Annotated in this window: 16 protein-coding genes; 7 read left to right on the top strand and 9 right to left on the bottom strand. The window is 72.0% G+C overall.

Features of this window, described 5'->3' with window-relative positions:
- Window positions 1–19: 19 nt before the first annotated feature.
- On the bottom strand, window positions 20–625 hold the full coding sequence (locus tag ABD331_RS36320) for a glycoside hydrolase family 25 protein (protein WP_344485290.1): 606 nt from the start codon (window positions 623–625) through the stop codon (window positions 20–22).
- 30 nt (window positions 626–655) lie between these two features.
- On the bottom strand, window positions 656–1,555 hold the full coding sequence (locus ABD331_RS36315) for a TIGR03564 family F420-dependent LLM class oxidoreductase (RefSeq protein ID WP_344485287.1): 900 nt from the start codon (window positions 1,553–1,555) through the stop codon (window positions 656–658).
- 98 nt (window positions 1,556–1,653) lie between these two features.
- Between ABD331_RS36315 and pgm the strand changes: the two genes are divergently transcribed.
- Window positions 1,654–3,288, top strand: a complete 1,635-nt coding sequence (gene pgm / locus ABD331_RS36310; protein WP_344485284.1) for a phosphoglucomutase (alpha-D-glucose-1,6-bisphosphate-dependent) — start codon at window positions 1,654–1,656, stop codon at window positions 3,286–3,288.
- Window positions 3,289–3,309: 21 nt separating this feature from the next.
- Here the strand turns inward: pgm and ABD331_RS36305 are convergent, their stop codons facing one another.
- The 3 genes from ABD331_RS36305 to ABD331_RS36295 form a co-directional block, all read right to left on the bottom strand.
- Window positions 3,310–4,074 carry an SDR family NAD(P)-dependent oxidoreductase gene (locus ABD331_RS36305; RefSeq protein ID WP_344485281.1) on the bottom strand — a complete coding sequence of 255 codons (765 nt, stop codon included), beginning with the start codon at window positions 4,072–4,074 and terminating at the stop codon, window positions 3,310–3,312.
- A gap of 238 nt (window positions 4,075–4,312) precedes the next feature.
- Window positions 4,313–5,008 (bottom strand): DUF2786 domain-containing protein, encoded by a 696-nt coding sequence (locus ABD331_RS36300; RefSeq protein WP_344485278.1) that lies wholly within the window; start codon window positions 5,006–5,008, stop codon window positions 4,313–4,315.
- A gap of 205 nt (window positions 5,009–5,213) precedes the next feature.
- Window positions 5,214–6,455 (bottom strand): hypothetical protein, encoded by a 1,242-nt coding sequence (locus ABD331_RS36295; RefSeq protein ID WP_344485275.1) that lies wholly within the window; start codon window positions 6,453–6,455, stop codon window positions 5,214–5,216.
- Window positions 6,456–6,661: 206 nt separating this feature from the next.
- Here ABD331_RS36295 and ABD331_RS36290 point away from each other — a divergent pair, with 206 nt between their 5' ends.
- The 5 genes from ABD331_RS36290 to ABD331_RS36270 all read left to right on the top strand — a co-directional run bounded on the left by ABD331_RS36290 (window position 6,662) and on the right by ABD331_RS36270 (window position 9,833).
- Window positions 6,662–7,111, top strand: a complete 450-nt coding sequence (locus ABD331_RS36290) for a hypothetical protein (protein WP_344485272.1) — start codon at window positions 6,662–6,664, stop codon at window positions 7,109–7,111.
- A 111-nt stretch (window positions 7,112–7,222) separates the two neighbouring features.
- Entirely contained in the window at window positions 7,223–7,498 is a 276-nt protein-coding gene (locus ABD331_RS36285; protein WP_344485270.1) for a hypothetical protein, read from the top strand.
- 143 nt (window positions 7,499–7,641) lie between these two features.
- Complete coding sequence (locus tag ABD331_RS36280) at window positions 7,642–8,826, top strand: cytochrome P450 (protein ID WP_344485267.1); 1,185 nt, start codon at window positions 7,642–7,644, stop codon at window positions 8,824–8,826.
- Between the two features lie 18 nt (window positions 8,827–8,844).
- Window positions 8,845–9,564, top strand: coding sequence for an HAD family hydrolase (locus tag ABD331_RS36275; protein ID WP_344485264.1), 720 nt, complete (start codon window positions 8,845–8,847; stop codon window positions 9,562–9,564).
- On the top strand, window positions 9,561–9,833 hold the full coding sequence (locus ABD331_RS36270) for a DUF4031 domain-containing protein (RefSeq protein ID WP_344485261.1): 273 nt from the start codon (window positions 9,561–9,563) through the stop codon (window positions 9,831–9,833). The genes ABD331_RS36275 and ABD331_RS36270 overlap by 4 nt, the downstream gene beginning before the upstream one ends.
- 46 nt (window positions 9,834–9,879) lie before the next feature.
- Here ABD331_RS36270 and ABD331_RS36265 read toward each other — a convergent pair whose 3' ends face one another.
- The gene (locus ABD331_RS36265; protein WP_344485258.1) at window positions 9,880–10,470 is read right to left on the bottom strand and encodes an HD domain-containing protein; all 591 of its coding nucleotides are present in this window, start codon (window positions 10,468–10,470) and stop codon (window positions 9,880–9,882) included.
- A complete protein-coding gene (locus ABD331_RS36260) occupies window positions 10,425–10,646 on the bottom strand; it encodes a hypothetical protein (RefSeq protein ID WP_344485255.1) in 222 nt (73 codons plus the stop codon). The genes ABD331_RS36265 and ABD331_RS36260 overlap by 46 nt, the downstream gene beginning before the upstream one ends.
- A 150-nt stretch (window positions 10,647–10,796) precedes the next feature.
- Here ABD331_RS36260 and ABD331_RS36255 point away from each other — a divergent pair, with 150 nt between their 5' ends.
- Complete coding sequence (locus ABD331_RS36255) at window positions 10,797–12,029, top strand: alpha-hydroxy acid oxidase (RefSeq protein WP_344485631.1); 1,233 nt, start codon at window positions 10,797–10,799, stop codon at window positions 12,027–12,029.
- Here ABD331_RS36255 and ABD331_RS36250 read toward each other — a convergent pair.
- Both ABD331_RS36250 and ABD331_RS36245 read right to left on the bottom strand, forming a co-directional pair.
- Window positions 12,016–14,163 (bottom strand): discoidin domain-containing protein, encoded by a 2,148-nt coding sequence (locus ABD331_RS36250; protein ID WP_344485252.1) that lies wholly within the window; start codon window positions 14,161–14,163, stop codon window positions 12,016–12,018. The genes ABD331_RS36255 and ABD331_RS36250 overlap by 14 nt on opposite strands.
- Before the next feature lie 95 nt (window positions 14,164–14,258).
- On the bottom strand, window positions 14,259–15,449 hold the full coding sequence (locus ABD331_RS36245; protein ID WP_344485249.1) for an ROK family protein: 1,191 nt from the start codon (window positions 15,447–15,449) through the stop codon (window positions 14,259–14,261).
- Between the last annotated feature and the right edge of the window lie 141 nt (window positions 15,450–15,590).

Raw genomic sequence — 15,590 nt, 5'->3', positions numbered from 1 at the left:
CGTCGGTAGGCACCCGATGCTATCGCGGGTGAAACCCCAGCTTTGTCAGCTCCTGCCGGGTGCCGTGGAAGAGGTTGCGGTCGAGAGGGCTGTTGGCGTACTGGTGAATGGTCCAGTCGCGCCAGGGCCGCGGCACCGGCGGGTTGCCGCGCGGGCTCTCGGGGCTGGCGATCCAGAGAGGGTGTTCGGCCAGCCCTGCGCAGTGCCCGCCGCGCGCGAACGCCTGGAAGGTGTAGATGAACGGCCGCACGCCGGCGTGCCGCTCGACGTGGTGGCACCAGCGGCGGGCGAACCTGGCGACCTGCTCGGGGCGCAGGCCGTCGTTGGTCTCCAGGTCGAGCGCGATCAGGTCGCCGCGGCGCAGCCCGCCCGCCGACCTGATCACGTCCAGGAAGTGCCGTGCCTGCTCGATGGGGTCGCCCTTGGGCCTGGCGAAGTGGTAGGCGCCGCAGACGATCCAGCTCTCGCGCATGCCGTTCCAGTTGCGCGTGAACCACTTGTCGGTGAAGTCACCGCCCTCGGTCGCCTTGGCGAAGGCGAAGGCCACGCCGGAGTCCGCATGGCCGGCCCAGTCGACGGTGCCCTGCCAGTTCGACACATCGATGCCCTGTAGCACGCGCTTCACCTTGCCGGATCTTATGGAGATGTGCGCCGATCAGCCCTTCGCCGCGCCGATCAGCAGGGCTCTGGTGCGTTCCCGGTTGGCGAACGTCGAGCCCACGAAGTCGGTCACGCCCGCCTGCCTCAGCTCGTCGAGCCTGGCCAGGACGGTGTCCTCGTCGCCGACGATGGCCACCCCGCCCGGCGTGGCCGCGCCCTCTCTGTCGAGCATGGCACGGTAGGACGGGAGCTGGCCGTAGATCTTGAAGATCTCGTCGGCGCGCGCGACGGCCGCGGCGGGGTCGTCGGTGACGCTGATGGGCAGCGCGCAGACGATCCTGGGCGCCTCGCGGCCCGCCTCCGCGGCGGCGGCCTTGATGGTGGGCGCGATGTGCTCGGCGACCGTCTTCGGCCCGGTCATCCAGAGCACGGTGCCGTCGGCGACGGCGCCGGCGAGCTTGAGCATGCGCGGGCCGAGCGCGGCGACCAGCACGGGGAAGCCCGCGCCCGGGCCGGTGAGCCGCACGTTCGCCTTGAGCGTCTCGCCCTGGTAGGCCACCTGCTCGCCGCGCGAGGCCGGGATCAGGACGTCGAGGTACTCCTTCATGTGCCGGCCGGGCCGCTCGAAGCTGTAGCCGAACATGTCCTCGATGACGACCTTGTGCGACAGGCCGATGCCCAGCGCGAACCGGCCGCCGAGCGCGGCGTTGGCGGTCATGGCCTGCTGGGCGAGCACGACCGGGTGGCGCGGGTAGGTGGGCACGACGGCGGTGCCGAGCTCGATCGGCGGCGCCTGGACGCCGGCCGCCGTCAGGGCGGTGATGGCGTCGAGCCCGAAGATGTTGGAGAGCCAGGCGGAGGTGAAGCCGTCCTCCACAGCCTGGGCGATCTGGTCGCGCAGGCCGCCGATCGCGTCGGACCCCTGGGGTTCGGCGAGGAAACATCCATAACGCATAGGAACAGAACTCCGTTCTGGTGACTGACGCGAATGTATCTCCCCACCCGGCCATGCGGTCACCCGCCGGGCCGCACCCGATTTGTAAAGTGACCTCTATGACGCATGAACGCGCGGGACAGCCCGCCCGGCCATCCGACCTGGTCGACGTCGCCAGGCTGGTGACGTCCTACTACGCGCTGCACCCCGATGCCGGTGAGGTGGCCCAGCGGGTGGCGTTCGGCACGTCGGGACACCGGGGGTCGTCGCTCAACTCGGCGTTCAACGAGGACCACATCGTGGCCACGAGCCAGGCGATCTGCGAGTACCGGCAGTCGCAGGGCACCGGCGGGCCGCTGTTCCTGGGCATCGACACGCACGCGCTGTCGGAGCCCGCGCGGGTGTCGGCGCTGGAGGTGTTCGCGGCCAACGACGTCGAGGTGCTCATCGACTCGCGTGACGGCTACACGCCCACGCCCGCCGTCTCCCACGCCATCCTGCGCCACAACCAGGGCCGCACCAACGGCCTGGCCGATGGCGTCGTCGTCACGCCGTCGCACAACCCGCCCGCCGACGGCGGCTTCAAGTACAACCCGCCGCACGGCGGGCCCGCCGACACCGACGCCACCGGCTGGATCCAGGACCGCGCCAACCGGCTGCTGCAGGACGGGCTCAAGGGCGTGCGCCGGGTGCCGTACGCGGCGGCGCTCGGCAGGGCCGGGCGTTACGACTTCCTCGGCACGTACGTGGACGACCTGCCGTCCGTCGTGGACCTCGACGCGATCAGGTCCGCCGGCGTGCGGATCGGCGCCGACCCGCTGGGCGGGGCCAGCGTCGCCTACTGGGGGGAGATCGCCGAGCGGCACGGGCTGGCGCTGACCGTGGTCAACCCGCTGGTCGACCCGACGTGGCGGTTCATGACGCTCGACTGGGACGGCAAGATCCGGATGGACTGCTCGTCGCCGTACGCGATGGCCTCGCTCATCGCCGGCCGCGACACCTACGACATCGCCACCGGCAACGACGCCGACGCCGACCGGCACGGCGTCGTCACCCCCGACGGCGGGCTGATGAACCCCAACCACTACCTGGCCGTCGCCATCGACTACCTCTACACCCACCGCGACGGCTGGCCGTCCGACGCGGGCGTGGGCAAGACCATGGTCAGCAGCGGCATCATCGACCGGGTCACCGAGTCGCTGGGGCGGCAGCTGTACGAGGTTCCTGTCGGGTTCAAGTGGTTCGTGCCGGGGCTGCTGGACGGGTCGCTCGGGTTCGGCGGCGAGGAGAGCGCGGGCGCGTCCTTCCTGCGGCGCGACGGCTCGGTGTGGTCCACCGACAAGGACGGCGTCATCCTGGCGCTGCTGGCCTCGGAGATCCTGGCCGTCACCGGCGAGTCGCCGAGCGCCCGCTACCGGAAGCTGGTCGAGCGGTTCGGCGAGCCCGCGTACGCGCGGGTGGACGCGCCTGCCACCCGCGAGGAGAAGGCCGTGCTCGGCAAGCTGTCGGCCGAGCAGGTGACGGCCGACTCGCTGGCGGGCGAGCCCGTCGAGTCGGTGCAGACGGCGGCGCCCGGTAACGGGGCCAAGCTGGGCGGGGTGAAGGTCTCGACGCGCAGCGCCTGGTTCGCGGCCCGGCCGTCGGGCACCGAGGACGTCTACAAGATCTACGCCGAGTCCTTCAAGGGCCCCGACCACCTGGCCCAGGTGCAGGAGGAGGCCCGCTCGCTGGTGTCCGACGCGCTGAGCGCCTGACTGGAGGCGCCCCCGTTCAGTTCAGTACTGGAGGTGCCGCCCGCCGTCGCCGACCAGCACCTCGCCCGTCACCAGGTCCGACTCCAGCAGGGCCGTGACGAGCTGCGCGATGTGCTCGGGACGCGCGGTGCGGCGCAGCGGCGCCTTCAGCTCCTCCTTGGCGGCCATCTCGGTGAACACCTGCTCACCCACCCGGTCGATGTGCCAGCGGGTGGCCACGATGCCGGGCGCGACCGCGTTCACCCGGATCTCGGGGCCGAGCGCCACCGCCAGGTCGCGGGTGAGCTGGATCAGGGCGGCCTTGCTGACTCCGTACGCGATGGAGGAGCCGGTGGCCAGCAGCCCGGCGACGGAGGCGACGTTCACGATCGCGCCGCGCGACGCGCGCAGCGCGGGAGCGAAGGCGCGGGCGCAGTAGAAGGCGCCCATGAGGTTGACGCCCATGACGCGCTGCCACACCTCGTCGGTGAGCCCCTCCAGGTCGGGGAACGGCACCCACTTCGTGGTGCCCGCGTTGCACACCAGGGCGTCCACCCGCCCGTAGTCGGCCCTGACGCGTTCGGCCAGGCGTCGGACGGCGGCGTCGTCCGACACGTCGGCGGCCACCGCCTCCGCCTTGCAGCCGAGGCCCTCCAGCCGGGCGACCGTCTCCTGCGCCTCGCCCGCCGAGCGCGAGTAGTTGACGACGACGGCCGCCGCGCCCTTCCTGGCCAGGCTCTCCGCGACGGCCGCGCCGATGCCCGTGCCGCCGCCGGTGACCACCGCGACCGTGCCGTTCATGTCCATATGTCCGTCTCCTTGCTCTCACGTGAGGCGTGGAACGCCGCGAACGAGCCGACCAGGAACACCGCCACCAGCCACGGGACGCCGCCCGGTTGTGCCACCCCGGTTGTGCCGCCCGGTTGTGCCACCCCGGTTGTGCCGCCCGGTTGTGCCGCGAACCCCGTGTACCGAACCCGTGCCCCGAACGGCTCCGCGTAGAACACCGCCTGCACGGCCACGTCGGACGGATCTTGGAAAAGGCTTACCGAGCGGTCAGCTCGTGCGCCGTCGCCGTGGCCATCCCCGTACGGCCCAGATCGGCCTCCCGCCCGGCGGCGACCCCGTCGCGGTAGCCGGTGCCGCTGGTCCTGGGCACGCTCATGCGGATGTCGGGGTAGTGGGCGGCCACCACCCGCGCCACCTCCGCGTTGCGGTCGGCCAGGACGAGCGCGGTGCCCGTACCGGCCGACTCGGCCTCCGCCCTGGACTCGGCCGCGCACAGCAGCCGGTACACCTCGTCCGTGAAGCCCAGCAGCCACGACCTGCGGTAGGCCCGCACGGCGGTGACGTCCTCCGGCAGCTCCACCCTGGCCAGGCCCGAGGCCATCTGCAGCAGCAGCGACGTCGCCAGCAGGTCGGCCCGTTCCAGGTCGGCCGCGAACCCGAACACGTGCACCCGCTGGCCGCCGTCGCCCCGCCCGATCAGCAGCGGCCTGCACCGCAGCGCCTGCGCCACCAGGCTCACCAGCCGGGCCTTCTCCCTGGCCCAGGGGGCGGGCAGGGTGACGATCCGGTCGCCGGGGACCTGGCGGGTGCCCGCGGGGGGCAGCGAGTCGATGCCGTGCTTGGCCATCAGCGCGGAGGCGGCGGCCATGAACGTGGCGCGTTCGTGCTCGTTGTCGGTGCGCTCGGCCTTGGCCAGCAGCTTCCTGACGCGTTCGAGCGTCCGCTCCCGCACCCGCTCCCCCCCTCCGTCTCGACCCGCCCCACGCCTGCCCGCACCGCACGCATGCCACGCCCCACTCGCGTGCCGCAGCTCGCCATCGTGCCGCACCTCACGTGGATGCCGCAGCTCGCCAACGCGCCGCGCCTCACACAGTGCCGTGCCCGATCGCGGGCGCGTCCCGATCCAGTCGCACCGGGCCGGGGGACGGAGGACCAGCTTACGACTTGGTGGTCAGCACCCGCCCGTCGTCCGCGATGGCCGGGAACGCGCCCGTGTCCACGATGCCGTGCTGCTGGTACAGCGCCTCGATGAGCGCGTGCGCCGCCGGCTCCAGCTTCCACAGCGCCCGGTACTCGCGCGCCGTGGCCAGCGAGATCCCGATCTCCTGCGCGATGTCCACCGTGCGCGGCACGATGCCCTTGGAGATCTGCCGGTCCCAGAACACGCGGGCGGCCCGCATGAGCGCGGCCCGTTCCGCGGTGCTGACGACCTGCGGGGTGGTGTCGAACAGCACGGCGTCCTCGTCCTCGTCGTTGACGAGTTCGGCCAGCGCGGGCGGCAGGGCGGGCCTGGCGGGGACGGGGTGGTGGTCGGCCTCGGGCTCCCAGGGCACGCGGGGGTCGGCGTCGATGAGCGCGGAGGTGTTGTAGAGGGCGGCGATCTGGGCGAGCAGCGCTTCCTGGCGGGCCGGGTCGACGGCCAGGCCGGTGTGCTCGACGGCCTGGTCCATGGCCTTGTCGAGCTTGGCCAGCGCGGCGCGCATCTTGCGGTCGGGGGCGCCGGCCTCGCGCAGCGCCTTGGCCTTCTTGGCGGCCAGCGCGACCCTGGTCAGCCTGCGGTGGGCGTCGACCTCACTGGCGGTGCGGTCGCTGACCTCGGCCAGGCCGAGCCGGACCAGCAGCCGCTCGGGGGTGAGCCGCCAGTTGATGCGGCCGGTGCCGCGAATGCGGTGGCGTTCGATGGCCATGCCGCGTTCCCACAGCCAGGCGGCGACGAGCGGGGCGGCCAGGCGGAAGACGGCTTCGGGCAGGCTGCGCGCGTCCATCGAGGACAGCACGGCGGTCAGGCAGGTCAGGGCCCACACGGCGATGCCGTCGATGCCGGCCGAGAAGTTCTCGCGCATGTTGCGGCGCGCGCGTACGGCGGAGGTGATGATCGCGACCTCGATGAACGCGAACAGCAGTAACCGCAGCGGCCCGTCGAGGCCCAGCACGTCTCCCGAGAAGCGCCACATGCCCTGGGCGGAGACGCCGGTGGCGATGGAGGCGGCCACGATGGTCAGCACGTCCTCGACGGGCCGCAGGGCGACGTACCTGGTGAACAACCAGGCCACGGCACGCCAGGCGACCCTGAGCGCCAGGACCGCGAGCACCAGGCCGACCAGGCTCAGCAGCGCGATGACGGCGGTGGCGAGCGGCTTCTCGGTGATGAAGGCTGTTATTTCCTCAAATGTCGGCATCAGTCACTATCCGTGATGGCTCAAACTCCGGCTCTATGCGACGAGATCATCGCAGAATGTCGCCATCTTGTACGCCAAACGCCGTCTGCTGCCCCAGTTTGCCCTGCTTTCACTGCTGTTCAGGGCACTTTACGGAGGTGTATCAAGCCAGGGCTCTTTCCCTCTTCCGTCACAGGGGCCCGATTCACCGGAGGGGGAAACCGACCATGAAGTTCTTCGTCCGCGAGCCTGCGCTCGCGCTCGGCCTGCTGAGCGCGGGCCTGCAGATGCTGACGGCGCTCTTCCTGCCGCTGACGACCGAGCAGGTCGCGGCGGTCAACTCGATCGCGGCGGCGGGGCTGGGCGTCTGGACGGCGTTCGCCACGCGGGACCTGGACGGCGGGAGGAGCGTCAAGGCGGCGGTGCTGGGGTTCGCGCAGGCCGCCGTCACGCTGGGGCTGGTGTTCGGGGTGTCGCTGACGGAGCAGCAGACGGCGTCGATCATGGCGTTCGTCGCGCTGCTGGGCGCCGTGCTCGTCCGCCAGCAGTCGACCCCGGCCACAGCACCGGCCACAGCACCGGCCACAGCATCAGCCACAGCACCAACCACTGCACCGGCCACCCCCACCGCTCCCCCGCAGGCCGCGCCCGGGAGCGCCGCGCCGCCGCCGGCGTGACCGCGAGCCCGGCGGCCCGGTCGCCGCGGCCCCTGCCGTCGTGGTGACAGCTCCGATTTCGGCTGGTCGCGGGCCGTGGCCGGGCGCACAATGGGACGCGGAGGAGGGAATGTGAGCAAGCGATCGCGAAGACGCCGTGCTCTTTCCAGCGGCGCACCCGCCTGGCCACCCGGCTTCGGCCCCGGCGAACCTCACTGGACCCAACGCGACTACCCGCCGTTCACCGACCCGCCAGGAGGCAAGGGCGGGGTGCGGGAGCCGCGCAGGCCCAAGCCCTCGCCGCCCGCCCTGTCGGCGGAGGCGGTGCCGCCCGATCCGCCCGTTCATGCCCGTGACAGGACATTGCCGCCGCCGGAGGAGGTGACCAGGTCGTTAGCCGGGACATGACCGTCACCCGCCCTGGCAAGGGCGGTGAGGGTGAGATGTAAATTCGTCCTTTCGGAGGGCACCATTCACCTTTCCGGATGGGACCATCTATGCAGGGATTTATCCCAACATGGTGTGATGCATCCCAGCCAGGACGGATTTCGATGTCAGAGACAGAAGAGTTCCCGCTCGTCCAGTTCATGCGCGACGGGTTCGACCCCGTGGGCGAGCTCGCGCGCATCAGGGCCGAGCACCCGGTCTTCCCCATGCGGATCCCGGGTGACCAGACGGTGTACCTCGTCACCCGCTGGGACGACGTCCGCTCGGTGCTAGGCGACCACGAGCGCTTCAGCAACGACTTCGCGGGCGTGATCGGGCTCGGCTCCAACCAGGAGGACCCCGGCGGTCTCGGCTTCCGCGACCCACCCGAGCACACGCGGCTGCGCAAGTACCTCACGCCCGAGTTCACCATGCGCCGCCTGCGCAGGCTGGAGCCGCGCATCGAGGCCATGGTCGCGGAGTCCCTCGACCGCATCGAGGCCAAGGGCGCCGCCGACGGGATGCCTGTCGATCTGGTCGAGGAGTTCTGCCTGCCGATCCCGTCGCTCGTCGTGTGCGAGCTGCTCGGCGTCCCGTACGACGAGCGCGCCGACTTCGTCAAGCTCAGCAAGGACCGCTTCGACTTCACCGCCGGCCCCGAGGCGTCGCTGCAGGCCATCAACGACGCGATGGCGTACCTCACGGACCTCGTCGCCAGGGAGCGGCAGAACCCGGGCGACGGGCTGCTCGGCCAGCTCCTGCGCGAGCACGGCGACGAGCTCGACGACCGCACGCTCGCCAGCATGGCCGACGGCCTGCTGACCGGCGGCCACGACACCAGCACCAGCATGCTCGCGCTCGGCACGCTCTGGCTGCTGCGCAACCCCGAGCAGGCCGCCAAGGTGCGCGAGGTCGACGGCTACGTCGTGGACGTGGTCGAGGAACTGCTGCGCTACATGACGGTCGTGCAGGTCGCCTTCCCGCGCTTCGCCCGCGACGACCTGGAGCTGCACGGCGTGCCCATCAAGAAGGGCGAGATGGTGCTGTGCTCGCTGACCGGCGCCAACCGCGACCCGGCGCTCGGCGACGGCATGGACGAGGTGCGGCCCGGCCGCGAGACGGCCGGCTCGCACCTGGCCTTCGGACACGGCATCCACCGCTGCATCGGCGCGCCCCTGGCGCAGATGGAGATGCGCATCGCCTTCCCCGCGCTGCTGCGCCGCTTCCCGGACCTGCACGTCGCCGGAGAGGTGCCGTTCAGGGAACTCGCCATCGTCTACGGCGTCAAAGAGCTACCCGTCGCCTGGTAGAGCGGTTACGTTCGCTGTGTGAACGAGCCTGTCATCGACCTGACCGCGATCAGCGCCGTCGTCTTCGACACCGACGGCGTGGTCACTGACACCGCTCGGGGGCACGCGGCCGCCTGGAAGCACGTCTTCGACGCGTTCCTGCGCGGCCGCTCGGCGCCGTTCGACATCCGCGGCGACTACCTGCGCCACGTGGACGGGCGCCCGCGCCTCGACGGCATCCGCACCTTCCTGGCCGCCCGCGGCCTCAGCGTCCCGGAGGGGTCGCCCGACGACGAGCCTGGCGCTCCCACCGTGCACGGGCTGGGCCTGGCCAAGGACCGCGTGTTCATGGAACAGGTGGACAAGTACGGCGTCGCCGCGTTCCCCGCCACCGTGGCGCTGCTGCACGAGCTGCGGCACCGCGGCGCCCGCACGGCCGCCGTCTCCGCCAGCCTGCACGGACGCAAGCTGGTGGGCTCGGCGGGCGTCATGCGCCTGTTCGACCTCATGGTGGACGGCAACGACGCCGCCCTGCTCAACCTCCCCGGCACACCCGACCCGGCCCTCTTCCTGGAGGCGGCGCGGCGGCTCGACCTGCCCGCGGCCAAGGTCGCGGTGGTGGTGTCTGCGCTGCCCGCCATCGAGGCCGTGGGCAAGGGCGGGTTCGGGCTGGTGGTCGTGGTCGAGGAGGATCGTGCCGCGGTGCCCGATCTGGGGGCGATCGAGGTGCGTGGGAGGGTTCTACCCTTGACGTCGTGACCGTTCTCATCGATCCGCCCAACTGGCCGGGGCCGCGCGGGCTCATGTGGTCGCATCTCGTCAGCGACAGGTCCCTGGACGAGCTGCACGCGTTCGCGGTGCGGCTGGGGGTGCCGACGCGGGCGTTCGATCGCGATCACTACGACGTGCCCGAGACCGTGCACGCGCGGGCGGTGGAGCTGGGGGCCGAGGCGGTCAGCTCGCGGGAGCTGTTGCGGCGGCTGGTGGAGGCGGGGCTGCGCCGCCGCAAGCAGCACCGGCCGCGCTGAGGCTTGTCATCGGCGGTGAGTGCTCTGTGCTCATGCCTCTGCCCGGTCAGCCTGCCTGTAGCGTGCGCAGCTCTGCCGTCATGTTGGCGCGGGCGCGTTCCTCCCACAGGTCGCGGGCGCGCGGGGTGCGGTACAGGGTGGGGGTGGCGAGCAGGCGGTGCAGCACCGCCGAGCGGCCCTCGGTGAACGCGGCGTCCGGGACGTGCGCGTACTCCTGGCGGATCGCCCGCGCGTAGGCGTCGTAGCCGGGGCCCGCGAGGACGGCCAGGTCGGCGTCGCACAGGACGGCGCCGTTGCGGTCGGCGGCGTCGAGCTTGTCGTGGGCGGCGGTGAGGCGGACCAGCCTGGCCGTCTCCGCCACCCGTCCGGTGGGGACGCCGCATTGCGGGAGGCGGGCCTGGGCCAGTTGGGCGCTGCGTTCCTCGTCCCAGCCCGGGCGGCCGTCGTAGATCGCGTCGTGGAACCAGGCTGCCAGGCGGACGGCTGCCGGGTCGTCGGGCCCGGCGTCGGTGAGGTCGTCGATGGCGGTCAGGACGGCGGTGAGGTGGGTGAGGGTGTGGTAGCGGCGGTGCGGCTCCGCCCAGCGGGCGATCAGCTCGGCTCCCAGGGCGAGCGCGGCGGGCGTGTCACCCGCCACCGCGACCCAGCCACGCAGGAGCCCAGCACGCGACCCGCCGCCGACCGCGCCCCCGCGCGCAGAGGCACCGCCACGCGCAGGCGCATCGCCGCGCACAGGCGCATCGCCACGCGCAGGCGCATCGCCACGCGCAGGCGCATCGCCACGCGCAGGCGCATCGCCACGTGAAGACGCATCGCCGCGCACAGGCGCACCGCCGTGGGCAGGCGTGCCGCCGTAAGCGGGCGCATCGCCATGCGCGGGCGTGCCGCCGTGGGCGGGTGGGGTGGCCGGTTCGTCGATCACCACCCCACCGTACGCGGCCCTCGCGATGTTAAGGTCCCGGCATCGGATCGAACGCGCACCAGGAACCCCGGCGCCTGCCGAGCTGGCGGGAGCTGCGCAGAATCGCGCCCGCCCGCCCCCGCTGGTCCAGGGCGGCCAGGATCGAGGGGGCCGCCGACATCACAGACCTGAGGCGGCTGGCCAGAAGGCGCGCCCCCCGCATGGTGTTCGACTACGTGGACGGGGCGGCGGAGGGTGAGCGGTCGATGGCCAGGGCGACGGCGGCGTTCGACCGGGTGGAGTTCGCCCCCCACGTGCTGCGCGACGTCGCCGAGGCGCCCACCTCGGTGGAGATTCTGGGCCGACGGATCGCGATGCCGGTGGTGCTGGCCCCGACGGGTTTCACCCGGATGATGCACCGGGGCGGCGAGCGGGCGGTGGCGAGGGCGGCGGAGCGGGCGGCGGTCCCGTACACGTTGTCCACGATGGGCACCACGACGGCCGGGGACGTGGCGGCGGCCGCGCCCGGCGGGTGGAACTGGTTCCAGCTCTACGTGGTGCGCGACCGGGGGCGCAACGTGGAGGCGCTGGAGCGGGCCGCGGACGCGGGGATGGACGTGCTGGTGGTGACGGTGGACGTGCCGGTGGCTGGCGCGCGGTTGCGGGATGTGCGGCACGGTCTGACGATTCCGCCGTCGTTGCGCTGGCGCGGGGTGCTGGAGGCGGCGCGGCATCCGGCGTGGTGGTTCGACTTCCTGACCGGCGAGCCGCTGAGGTTCGCGACGGTGGAGGGGGCGCCCGCCGACATGGCGGGGCTGACGAACCTGATGTTCGACCCGTCGGTGACGATCGCGGATCTGGAGTGGATCCGGTCGGTGTGGCAGGGGAAGCTGCTGGTCAAGGGCGTGCAGCGGGTGGACGACGCGAAGGAGCTGGCGGCGGTCGGGGTGGACGGGGTGGTGGTGTCGAACCACGGCGGGCGCCAGCTCGACCGCTCCGCCACCCCGCTGGAGCTGCTGCCGGAGGTGGTGGAGGCGGTCGGCGACCGTACGGAGGTGTTCCTCGACGGGGGTGTGCGCGGCGGGGCCGACGTGGCCGCCGCGGTCGCGCTGGGCGCCAGGGCGTGCTTCGTCGGCCGCGCCTACCTGTACGGGTTGATGGCGGGGGGTGAGCCGGGCGTGGCGCGGGTGCTGGACCTGCTCCACGCCGAGCTCGTACGGACGCTGCAGCTCCTGGGTGTGAGCGGCGGCGTCGAGGGGCTGACCCCCGACCTGGTGCGGCTCAGGGGAAGTTGACGATCTTGACGGGGACGGTGGCGGTGCCCTGGGCCGGGCCGCCGGTGTTGTTGACGACGTGGTTGATCGTGCCGTTGCCGCCGAGCGAGACCGTGAGCAGCGAGTGGAAGCGCACGTTGGGGTTGACGGGCGTCTCGAAGCCGCGTTCGGCGACGATGCTCGGATCGACGTTGAAGTAGCAGTAGGCGCCCAGCCCCCACGCCTCGTGCGAGGTGACGGAGTCGGCGACCTTGTAGGCGGCGTAGCCGCGGGTGGAGCCGTTCATCCAGGCGGCCTGGCTGGGCGGGTCGTACGGCATCTCGTTCTGGAAGAAGATGGTCCGCCCGCGCTGCCCGTTCCAGATGACCTGGTACTTCTGGTAGTGCTCGACGAACAGCCCGTACGCAGTGACGTCGTCGCCGTTGACGATCAGGCCGGTGTCGGCGGTGTTGACCGTCCAGCCGATGCCGGCGCCGTGGTCGCCGCGCCAGGCCCAGATGTGGTCGATGAGGGTGTGGTCGCTGTTGACGACGAGGCTGGTCGTGGCCTTGCCTGCGTGGGCGCCGCCGATGCGGAAGAACACGTCCTGGATGGAGATGGGGTTGGCGGCGTGGGAGGCGGACGAGCCGGGCGGGCCGACCTCCATGAGGATGGGCGAGTTGACGCTGCCGGCGTCGAACAGCAGCCCGGCGACCCTGACGCCGTCCACGTCGGCGACCTTCATCGGCACGGCGCCGTTGTCGGGGATGATCGTGGCGTAGCCGAGGCCGAGGACGACGGTGTTGGGCCTGGTGACGTTGATGGTCTGGCCGACGTGGTAGATGCCGGGGGTGAAGAGCAGGTTCAGGCCCGAGGCGAGGGCGGCGTTGATGGTGGCGGCGGTGTCGGACGGCTTGGCCACGTAGAACTGGGTGAGCGGGATCGAGGTGCCGGTGCCCGGCCAGCTCGCGCCGCGGGTGTTCTGCCGCAGGGACGGCACGAAGACCTGGTAGGCCCCGGCGGAGTCCACGTACAGGTAGGGCTTCTCCCTGGTCACGGGGCTGTTGGCGAGCGTCGTGTACGGCGGCTCGGGGAACGACTGGGCGGGCGCGCCCTCGACGCCGGAGAACACCATGTTCCACACGCCGTTGAGCCAGCCGCCGATGCTGCTGTCGCGGGTGAACCACTGCTGCTGCGAGTACGGCTGCACGGTGCCGTCGATCCTGCTGTCGGCGATGTAGCCGCCGCTGGCCCAGCCGTAGCCGGAGGGGGCGAGGTTGAGGTTGCCCCTGACGTGCATCCGGCGGAACGGCGCGGCCTGGGAGACGGCCCACTGGTTGGTGCCGCCGGTCGGGGTGATGGACAGGTTCTCGGCGGAGCGCCAGAAGTTCTGCGTGGCGTTGCCGCCGAACCAGCCGGCGTCCACCCTGACCTGGCCGTTGATGGTGACGTCGTCGGGGTTGCGGCCGAGGCCCATGATCGAGGTGTAGAAGCCGATGTCGGCGGTGACGTTGTAGCTGCCGGGCTTGAACAGCAGGGCGTGCCGCTGGGTGCCGAACTGGTTGGACTCCATCTGGGTGAAGACGGAGTTCAGCGTCGCCTGGATGCTCGCCGACGACATCGACGGGTCGAAGACGTGCACGTTGGGGCCGAGGTCGCCGCCGCCCGGCGGGGTCGTGGTGGTGGTGCGGACGGCCAGCTCCCACAGCGAGTAGCCCCAGCCGGTGGCCCTGGCGGTGCCGTGGACGCGCAGGTAGCGGCCGGTGCCGGCGACGGTGAGGGTCTGGGTGCCGCCGGTGCCGGTGGTGGTGGAGTACAGGTCGGTCCAGGTGGCGGCGTCGCCGGAGACCTGGACGCGGAAGGCGGTGGCGTAGGCGGTCTCCCACTGGAGCACGACCTGGCAGATCTCCTGGGACGAGCCCAGGTCCACCTGGAGCCACTGCGGGTCGCTGAACGCGCTGGACCAGCGGGTGCCGGCGTTGCCGTCCACGGCGGCGGAGGCGGGGGTGCCGGCGTTCTCGGTGGAGGAGGCGGTGGCGGGGCGTCCTTGCGCGGCGTTCGTCGTGCCACACGCCAGTGCCTCAGCTCGGGCTTGGGCGGGGGCTGTGACCAGGAAGGACAGGAGTAACGCGGCCAGCGCGGCCACGAGGAGGGCGGGACTTCTGCGCGGGTGCACTGCTGGGCTCCTCACGAACGGGGGTGGTGAAGAGAGCGCTCTATCGAGCAGAGCGTGCCTGCGGCCCGAACTTATGTCAATGCTTGATTTAACCTCTACGCAATAGTGGACACCGACGCCGGATACCCGGCGTCGCCGAAGAACGGCTCGATGACCAGCGTCGCCGCCCCCAGCGCCACCGCGTCGGGCCCCAGCCGCCCGAGCACCACCGACTCCGGCTGGAACGGCTGGGCCTGCGTGTTCGCCGCCGTGGCCGCACGGATCTCCGCCAGCAGCCGCCCGCCCAGCATCAGCCCGGCCCATCCCCCGATCACGATGCGCTCGGGGTTGAACAGGTGCACCAGCGACGACAGCCCGGCCCCGAGCAGCTCGACGCTCTCCCCGATCACCGGCGAGCCCGCCTCCAGCAGCCCGGCCAGCGCCGCCTCCTCGTCGGCGGAGTCCGCCTCGACGCCGGCGCGCTCCAGCATCGCCTCGGCCCCCAGGTACGCCTCCAGGCAGCCGCGCGCCCCGCACCGGCACCGCCGCCCCCCGGCGACCACCTTCAGGTGCCCGACCTCGCCCGCCGCCATGCCCGCGCCCCGGTAGATGTGCCCGCCGGTCACGATCGTCCCGCCGACGCCCGACCCCACGAGCAGGATGACCGCCTCGCGGGTGCCCTTGCCCGAGCCGAACCACAGCTCGGCCTGCCCCATGGTCTTGGCCCCGTTGTCCAGGACCAGCGGCAGCGCGGTGCCGGCCCGCAGCAGCGCGCCGAGCGGCACGGCCTCCCAGCCGAACGTCTTGGCCCGCACCAGCCCGTCGGGGCCGGGCTCGACGATGCCGGGCACGCCGACGCCGACGCCGAGCACCTGGCCCGGCGGCACCTCGCCCTCGGCGATGACCGCGTCCACGCCGGTCAGGATGTGGCGGGCGACCAGCTCGGGGTCGTGCTTGGCCGAGCGGACCGCGTAGTGGGCTCTGGCCCGCACGTTCATCTCCAGGTCGAACAACTCGACCTTGACCTGGGTCTCGCCGACGTCCACGCCGACGGCGTACCCGTAGGCGGGGTTGACCTTGAGCAGCACGCGGGGCCTGCCGCCGTCGGAGTCGACCTGGCCTGCCTCGACGATGACGTGGTCGGCCAGCAGGTCGCCGGTCATCGTGCTGACCGTGGCGGCGCTCAGCCCGGTCTCGGCGGACAGCTCGTTGCGGCTGGCGGGGCCGCCGAAGTAGAGCGCGCGCAGCAGCATCGCCCGGTTGCCCCGGCGAAGGTCCCGTACGGTCTTGCGCCCTGGCGTGCCCATGCTCGTCCCCGTCCCTCTCAGAAGTTCGCCGCCATGTTAGTTCACGCCTCGAAGAACGCACGCAGCCGGTGTTACCAAAGCGTTTCCTGACTTTCTTCGAGGCTTAGATTATGGTCTGGGCCATCCCCCCGATGAGGAGAT

Source organism: Nonomuraea monospora (assembly GCF_039531895.1).
GTDB lineage: Bacteria > Actinomycetota > Actinomycetes > Streptosporangiales > Streptosporangiaceae > Nonomuraea > Nonomuraea monospora.
The sequence above is the reverse complement of the archived record's forward strand: the minus strand, read 5'-3'. Positions and strand labels throughout refer to the sequence as shown.